Below are 7,258 nucleotides of genomic sequence, written 5' to 3' on the forward strand. Positions count from 1 at the left end.
CAATCCGGGCCCTGAGCCTGGTGGACCGGGGCTGGATCTGGGCCCGGACCTGCGTGCGCGGCGGATCGGAGAAGGGCTGGGGCTGGTTTCTGGACGGGCGCCGCGAGCGCAAGATGAACACCTTCACGGACTTCATCGCCTGCGCCGAGCACCTGCACCGCCAAGGCTACGGCCGGCCGTCCAATACCGTGGCCTATGGCGGTTCGGCGGGCGGCCTGTTGATGGGCGCCGTGGCCAACCTGCGCCCGGACCTGTTCACGGGGATCATCGCCGCAGTGCCCTTCGTGGATGCGCTCAACACCATGAGCGACGCCTCCCTGCCCCTGACGCCGCCAGAGTGGCCGGAGTGGGGAAACCCGCTGACCGACTCCAAGGCCTACGACACGATCGCCGCCTACAGCCCCTACGACAACATCGCACCCCGCCCCTATCCGGCCGTTCTGGCGACGGGGGGGCTGTCGGATCCCCGGGTCACGTATTGGGAGCCCGCCAAGTGGGTGGCGCGCCTGCGCCCGGCGTCCACCAGCGGGCGCCCCATCCTCCTGAAGATGAACATGGAGGCCGGCCACGCCGGCGCGGCGGGCCGGTTCGACGACCTGAAGGAGACAGCCCTGGAATACGCCTTCGCCCTGTGGGCGGTGGAACACCGTGGAGCCTCCTGAGGCGCGCCGGATGATGTCAGGAAATGGCTGGGGAACTAGGACTCGAACCTAGAATGACGGTACCAAAAACCGCTGTGTTACCATTACACCATTCCCCAGCAGGAACGGCGACGCAGATGGGCCGCGCGAGGGCGTCGGAATAGCCCAAGGCCGGACGGGATGCAACGCCTCCGCCTCGCTTGCGACCCGGCGCCCGGTCCTCTATAAGCCGGCCCCTTAGTCGGAGTGTGGCTCAGTCTGGTAGAGCACCGCGTTCGGGACGCGGGGGTCGCAGGTTCAAATCCTGCCACTCCGACCATTTTCCCCCAGCCCCCAATGATCACCGCCCGAGACCCGGTCTCGCGCGAAATGTTCATGTTTTGTTTTGCCGCCTCCAGTCACCGTGAGACACCCATCGGGACCCGGAGGGACCGCCCCGATCCGGCGTGAACCTTAGCGGAGCAAGATATGGCGAAGATGCCCAAGGGCCAGCCTCGTGAGGTCCCTGACCCCGAGGGAGAGCTTTATGATCGCGAGATGGCGCGCATCCGGAGGATGCAGGAGACTCAAGACTATGGCGCGGCGCCTCCACAGGACCTTGTCGAAGCTGACCCGGACATCCTGGACAGCCTGCCCAGGATTCCTCAGCCAGGCCCCGTAGCGTCACTGATCCCGGTCGTCGGGCCGGCCTGGCAGGCGGCGGCGGACTTGCAGGAAGGAAACTTGGTCGGCGCCGGCGTGAATGCCGCGCTGGCCATCGCGGATGCGACGCCTGCAGGGCCATTGATCAAGGGCGCCAAGGCCGCGAAACTTGGCATTGGGGTCTTAAAGAAGGGGTCCGTGACCGCCGGCGCAGCGCAAAAGATGATCAAGAAGGCGGGCCTTACGGGACCCGGAAAGGAGGTCCACCACTCCATTCCCCTCGATGGCGTGGGCCGATCTGTCCAGGATTGGCGGAATCACTACCTCTTCCTGAAGGTCCTTCCCAAGGAGGTTCACCGCCGCTTGCATGGCAGTTGGGCGGGAAAGCCCCGGTATGATCCCGTCCGGCGCATTTGGTACGGGACAACCGACTGGCAGAAGGCCTTCCCGACCTCGGGGGCCTCCATGACGGCCGACAGCGTCGAGAACTCCAGCCGGAATTCGACCGCAAAATCGAAATGAGGGTAGCGTCGCGCCGTATTTCGAACAGAATAGGAACGAAAGGTCGTGGCGGTAGGATCAACGAGGGAGTCCGGAATGGCGGGCGTTTTCAGTTTTCTGGGCGGGCTCTTCGCCCGCCAGCCGCGGGAGAGTCTCCCGCCGACCGAGCGGGTCCAGGCCATCCTGGACCAGATCTGTGCGGAGTCTCGCCCTTGCCTTCACCTGGTTCCCGGAGGCGGGGGACAGACCCGGTTCGGAGGGGCGCCTGAGATTACCGGCGACTGGCCCCGGTTCGGCGGGCGCCCCATGGCCCACCTGGCCCGGATCGACCTGGCGGAGGTATGCGCCGCCGGCGGCCCGGACTGGTTGCCAACGGCGGGACGACTGCACGTCTTTCTCGACATGGGCGTCCGCGCGCAGGACTTCGAACCGGAACAGCCGGGGGCCTGCATCGTCCGCTGGGAGACGGGCGAGGTTGCGCCCCTTGAGCCGCCAGCGGACCTGAAACTCCGCAGCCGGATCGCCCCCTTTCCCCTCACCTTCCAGCCGAGGACCTCCTACGCCGATGAGCGCGTCGAAATCGACTGGAGGGGCTTGACCCGCGACGAGGAGCGGACCCTGGACGCCGCGATACTCGGCTTCCTGTCGCCCGAGCCCGCCCACCAGATCGGCGGCTATCCCGGGAACCTCCAGGGAGATGACATGGAGGTCCAATGCGCAGTTGCCGCCGCCCACGGCGGCGACCTGCGCAAGGTCGGCGAGGACGATCCGACCCCAGCGGAGTTGGAGGCCGCGCGAGACTGGCGGCTCCTCCTGCAGGTCGACAGCGATCCCGGTGCAGGCTTCGACTGGATCCAGAACGGACGGCTCTATTTCTGGATTCGGGAGGCCGACGCCCGGGCCGGGGACTTCACGCGCGTCTTCGGCCTCGCCCAGTTCCTGTAGGCGCTTGGGTCGGCCATCGGCGCCGTGAAAAGGTGAGCGCTGGACCTGCAGGCGTCGCCGCAGGCAGGACGGAACGCCCGGTATGGCTGCATCGGTCAAGACGCAGGCCGATCGCAGCCCCGAGGTCTGAAACGCCGCGGACCTGCCCTGTGTTTTCCCGCAGCGGCTCTTGCCACTGATCAGACAGCCCTCGCGATTGCTGACATGCGCACCCCAATCTAGTCTGCCTCAGGTGATCATCGCTTTTCACAGGGATTGAAGGCTTGGAAAACCGGCACCCTGCTTCGGCGCACTCCGGGTTTATCAAGCCTGCCCGTCGCTACGTGCGGCGGTTCATGGAGATCACCGGGCTTATCGGACCCTATTTCCGTTGGCTGGAACATCGCATCGCTCGCCGACCCGGTGAGCCGGTGATCGACGGCCGCCCGATGCCGCCTCGAGACCTGATCGTCGCCGTCTCTGGAACAGCCGATGAGCGCTGGTTCTCAGAGCGTGGAAAGTCCGACGCCGCGAAATTCATGACTATCGCGAAGAGGTATGGGCTCGATGAAGCAAACGCAGCTGCGGTTCTGGACTGGGGTTGCGGGTGCGGTCGCATTGCTCGCTGGATCGCCGACGACGTGATCCGCGGGGGTGGTCGGTTCCATGGCGCAGATCTCAACCCGACTCTGATCCGCTGGTGCGCCGCGAACCTGCCGGGCTTCTATACGGAGAACAGCCTGCGTCCTCCCTTACCCCTCGGGGACAGCCAGTTCGATCTTGTTTATGCTCATTCGGTTCTGACCCACCTCACGGAAGCGGTCGCGGTCGACTGGCTGGCGGAATGCGCACGCGTTTTGAAGCCTGGCGCAATTGCGCTGCTCACCTTTCATGATGAGACATTCGCCGAGCATTGGGGACCACCCGAGGTCAGTCCCGCTCTCAAGACCCGCCCCTATCTGGTTTGGAACAACGCCCTTGAAGGCTCGAACTATCTTTCGGCCTGGACCACGCGCGCTCATTTCGGCGCGCTGGCGAGGACAGCAGACCTCGACTTGCTGGAGATCATCCCCGGCAGCCAGGAGTTCCCCGAACAGGCGCTGGCGGTGCTACGGCGCCGGTGATGTGCAGATCGTCCGCACCGTTAGGTCGGATTTCGGTCTTGATCGCCCGGTCCCGGGCGCCCGGGCCGGGGACTCCACGCGCGTCTTCGGGCTCGCCCAGTTCCTGTGAGGCGTCCCGGCGGCCCCTCAACGCTGCTTGATCCATTGGCGGGCGACGCGTCTCGGGATAGGGTCAAGGTCCCTGTCCCCTCCCATGGCGCGCAATGAAACACTTCCTCCTGACCATGGCCGGCGTCTTCGCCGGTCTGCTGCTCTTTCTGGTCGGTGTTCCCTTTCTGCTGATCGTCCTGGCGGCCGGCGCCTCTGGCCCTGAACCGACCCCTGCGCGCACCGTGGTGGAGCTGGACCTTCGCGAGGTCATCACCGACCAGGACAGCGCAAATCCCTTCGCCAGTTTCGGCCAGCCGAGCCTGTCGGTCCTGAAGATCGTGACCACGCTGCGGAAGGCCGAGACCGACGACCATGTCCGCGGCCTCCTGGTCCGCCTGCCCGAGGCCGGCATGGAGCCGGCCATGGCGGACGAGATCGCAGACTCTCTGCGGCGGTTCCGCAAGACCGGCAAGCCGGTGATCGTCTTCAGCCAGGGGGTCTATCCCGCCGGAGCGACCCCCTCGACCTACATGCTGGCGGCGGCCGGCGGCCAGGTGTGGATGCAGCCCGGCGCCTCTCTCCAGGCCACGGGTCTGGTCTCGGAGGACATCTTCCTGAAGCGGCTGTTCGAGCGCTACGGCGTGCGCGCCGAGTACGAGCAGCGCAAGGAGTTCAAGAACGCCGTCAACGGCTACCTGCAGTCGGACTATACCGCCGCCCACCGGGAGGCGACCCAGTCCATGCTGGAGTCCATCTACGGCTCGGCCCTCAACCGGGCGGCGGCCGACCGACGCCAGTCGCCCGCCGCCCTCAAGGCCGCCCTGGAGTCGGGCCCCCTGATGGCCGAGGAAGCGCTGAAGCTGAACCTGATCGACCGGGTGGACTACCTCGATGCGGCCCGCAAGCAGCTGACGGACCGCGCCGGCAAGGACGCCGAGTTCCGGGACCTGCGCGACTACGCCCGAAGCCAGCGCGACCTGAAGTCCCTGACCGGCCCGGCCATCGCCGTGGTCACCGCCGAGGGCGGCATCGTCACCGGTGGGGACGGCGGGGCCAACCCCTTCGCCGCCGAGGGCGCCATCTACTCCGACCTCCTGGAGAACGCCCTCCGGGCCGCCATCGAGGACAAGGACGTCCGGGCCATTGTCCTGAGGGTCAATTCGCCGGGGGGGTCGGACACCGCCTCCGAGCAGATCCGGCGCGCCGTGGAGGCGGCCAAGGCGGCGGGCAAGCCCGTCGTGGTCTCCATGGGTCCCTACGCGGCCTCGGGCGGCTACTGGATCTCGTCCAACGCCTCGGCGATCGTCGCCCAGCCCACCACCCTGACCGGGTCCATCGGGGTCTTCGGGGGCAAGATCGCCCTCGGCGAGGCCCTGGCGCGGGTGGGGGTGGATCTTCGCCAGGTGGGCGTCGGCGCGGACTACGCCTCCGCCTTCTCCCTGGGATCGGGGCTGACGGAGGACCAGAGGGCGGCCTTTGGTCGCTGGATGGACCAGATCTACGCCCGCTTCATCGGTCGGGTGTCCGAGGGTCGGCGCCTACCCGTCGAGCGGGTGGAGTCCCTCGCCAAGGGCCGGGTCTGGACGGGCGCCCAGGCCAGGGAACTCGGCCTGGTGGACCAGATCGGGGGCTTCTATGACGCGGTCGACCGGGCCCGCGCCCTGTCCGGGGTCAACCAGGAGATGCGGCTGAAGTGGATGGCGTCCGAGGGTTCGCCCTTCGAGGCCTTTGAACGCCTGTTCGGAGTCTCCGCCGCCTCGGCGCGGACGCTGGCGGCGTCCGCCTGGGTGCTGGGCGACCCGCGGGCCCAGGCCCTTCTCGACGAGATGGCCTGGAGCCGGATGCCTCCGGGCTCGGCGGCGGTCCGGGCGCCCGTCTCGGCGCCCTGAGCCGCTGGACTGGTCGTCCGAAGCCATGCGCCGGAAATCGGGTTGGTCATGAAGTCCATCGAGGTTCAAAGGGGTCGCCCGCCCCGGGCCGGGTCGCGGGTGGTGATCAAGTCCGCCGCCATGGGAAGCTTCCTCTTGAGCGTGGACGGCCAGCGCTCCATCCGGGTCCGCCGCGAGGAATAGGCCTTCAGCGGTCCTTGGGGTCGAGGGCGTCGCGCAGGCCGTCACCGATGAAGTTGAAGGCGGCCAGGGTGGCGGCCATGGCCAGGGCCGGGAAGACCAGCAGCCACCAGGCCATCTCCATGTCCTGGGCGCCCGCCGAGATCAGGGTGCCGAGCGAGGCCATGGGCGGCTGCACGCCAAGCCCCAGGAAGGACAGGAAGCTCTCCGCCAGGATCACCGCGGGGATGGTCAGGGTGACATAGACCGCCACGGGCCCCAGCAGGTTGGGGATGATGTGCCGGGCCACGATGGAAAGGCGGCCCAGGCCCGCGGCGCGCGCCGCCTCGATGAACTCCTTCTGCTTCAGCGAGAGGGTCTGGCCGCGGACGATCCGGCTCATGGTCAGCCACTCCACGGCGCCGATGGCCACGAAGATCAGGAGGATGTTCGACCCGAAGGCCACCATCAGGAGGATGACGAAGAAGATGAACGGCAGGGCGTAGAGCACGTCGACAATGCGCATCATGGCCTCGTCCACGGCGCCGCCGATGTAGCCGGCGGTCGCCCCCCAGGCGACGCCGATGACCAGGGAGACCAGGGTGGCGACCAGGCCGATGGCGAGAGAGACCCGCAGACCCATGGCCAGCCTCGCCAGCAGGTCCCGGCCCAGGGCGTCGGTGCCCAGCAGATGCCCGTCGGTCAGGGGCGGGACCCAGACATGGTCCTTGTTCACCTGGTCATAGGGCCAGGGGCTCAGCAAGGGGCCGAACAGGGCGAACAGGGTCAGGAGGACCAGGACCCCCAGGCTGAGGGTAGCGGCGCGATTGGCCCGAAGCCGCGCAATCGCATCGTCGGTCAGGCTGCGGCCGCGGGCGGCGGGCCGGGGTGAGGCGGCGAGGTCGGTCATGACAGGCGCACCCGGGGATCGACCAAGGCCAGCATCAGGTCCCCCAGCAGGTTCAGCACCAGGACAAGGACGGCGTAGACGACGATCATGCCCATCACCACGGTGTAGTCCCGCTGCAGGGCGCTGATGACGAAGAACTTCCCCAGGCCCGGAAGGTTGAAGATCTTCTCCACCACCAGCGAGCCGGTGAGCAGGCCGGCGGCCGCCGGACCCAGATAGCTGACCAGGGGCGTGAGGGCCGGACGCAGGGCGTGGCGCAGGACGACGGCGATCTCCGGGAGGCCCCGGGCCCGGGCGGTGCGGACATGGCCGGCGGCCAGGGCCTCGATCATCCCGGCCCGGGTCAGGCGCGACAGGATGGCCGCCTGGGGCAGGGCC

General features: G+C 67.8%; 8 protein-coding genes and 2 tRNA genes. 7 read left to right on the top strand and 3 right to left on the bottom strand.

The genetic code is table 11. The features are described from left to right. A partial coding sequence (locus IM632_RS13380) for a prolyl oligopeptidase family serine peptidase (protein WP_296552459.1) occupies window positions 1–662 on the top strand: 662 nt, incomplete at its 5' end. Between the two features lie 24 nt (window positions 663–686). Here IM632_RS13380 and IM632_RS13385 read toward each other — a convergent pair. Next, window positions 687–760: transfer RNA gene (locus tag IM632_RS13385), tRNA-Gln, on the bottom strand. 123 nt (window positions 761–883) lie between these two features. On the opposite strand from IM632_RS13385, the gene IM632_RS13390 reads away from it, so the two are divergent. The 6 genes from IM632_RS13390 (at window position 884) to IM632_RS13415 (ending at window position 5,994) form a co-directional block, all read left to right on the top strand. Continuing rightward, window positions 884–960: transfer RNA gene (locus tag IM632_RS13390), tRNA-Pro, on the top strand. 149 nt (window positions 961–1,109) lie between these two features. After that, window positions 1,110–1,805, top strand: a complete 696-nt coding sequence (locus IM632_RS13395) for a hypothetical protein (protein ID WP_296483514.1) — start codon at window positions 1,110–1,112, stop codon at window positions 1,803–1,805. A gap of 75 nt (window positions 1,806–1,880) precedes the next feature. Continuing rightward, entirely contained in the window at window positions 1,881–2,729 is an 849-nt protein-coding gene (locus IM632_RS13400) for a YwqG family protein (protein ID WP_296498828.1), read from the top strand. A gap of 263 nt (window positions 2,730–2,992) precedes the next feature. Then, entirely contained in the window at window positions 2,993–3,832 is an 840-nt protein-coding gene (locus tag IM632_RS13405; protein WP_296483520.1) for a class I SAM-dependent methyltransferase, read from the top strand. Between the two features lie 203 nt (window positions 3,833–4,035). Then, a complete protein-coding gene (sppA, locus tag IM632_RS13410; RefSeq protein ID WP_296552460.1) occupies window positions 4,036–5,811 on the top strand; it encodes a signal peptide peptidase SppA in 1,776 nt (591 codons plus the stop codon). A gap of 48 nt (window positions 5,812–5,859) precedes the next feature. Then, window positions 5,860–5,994, top strand: coding sequence for a hypothetical protein (locus IM632_RS13415; protein ID WP_296502362.1), 135 nt, complete (start codon window positions 5,860–5,862; stop codon window positions 5,992–5,994). Window positions 5,995–5,998: 4 nt separating this feature from the next. Here IM632_RS13415 and IM632_RS13420 read toward each other — a convergent pair whose 3' ends face one another. Then, window positions 5,999–6,880, bottom strand: coding sequence for an ABC transporter permease subunit (locus tag IM632_RS13420; RefSeq protein ID WP_296482871.1), 882 nt, complete (start codon window positions 6,878–6,880; stop codon window positions 5,999–6,001). After that, on the bottom strand, window positions 6,877–7,258 hold a 382-nt coding region (locus IM632_RS13425), incomplete at its 5' end, for an ABC transporter permease (protein ID WP_296552461.1). The genes IM632_RS13420 and IM632_RS13425, both read right to left, overlap by 4 nt.

Source organism: Phenylobacterium sp., assembly GCF_020402505.1.
In the GTDB taxonomy this organism is placed as follows: domain Bacteria; phylum Pseudomonadota; class Alphaproteobacteria; order Caulobacterales; family Caulobacteraceae; genus Phenylobacterium.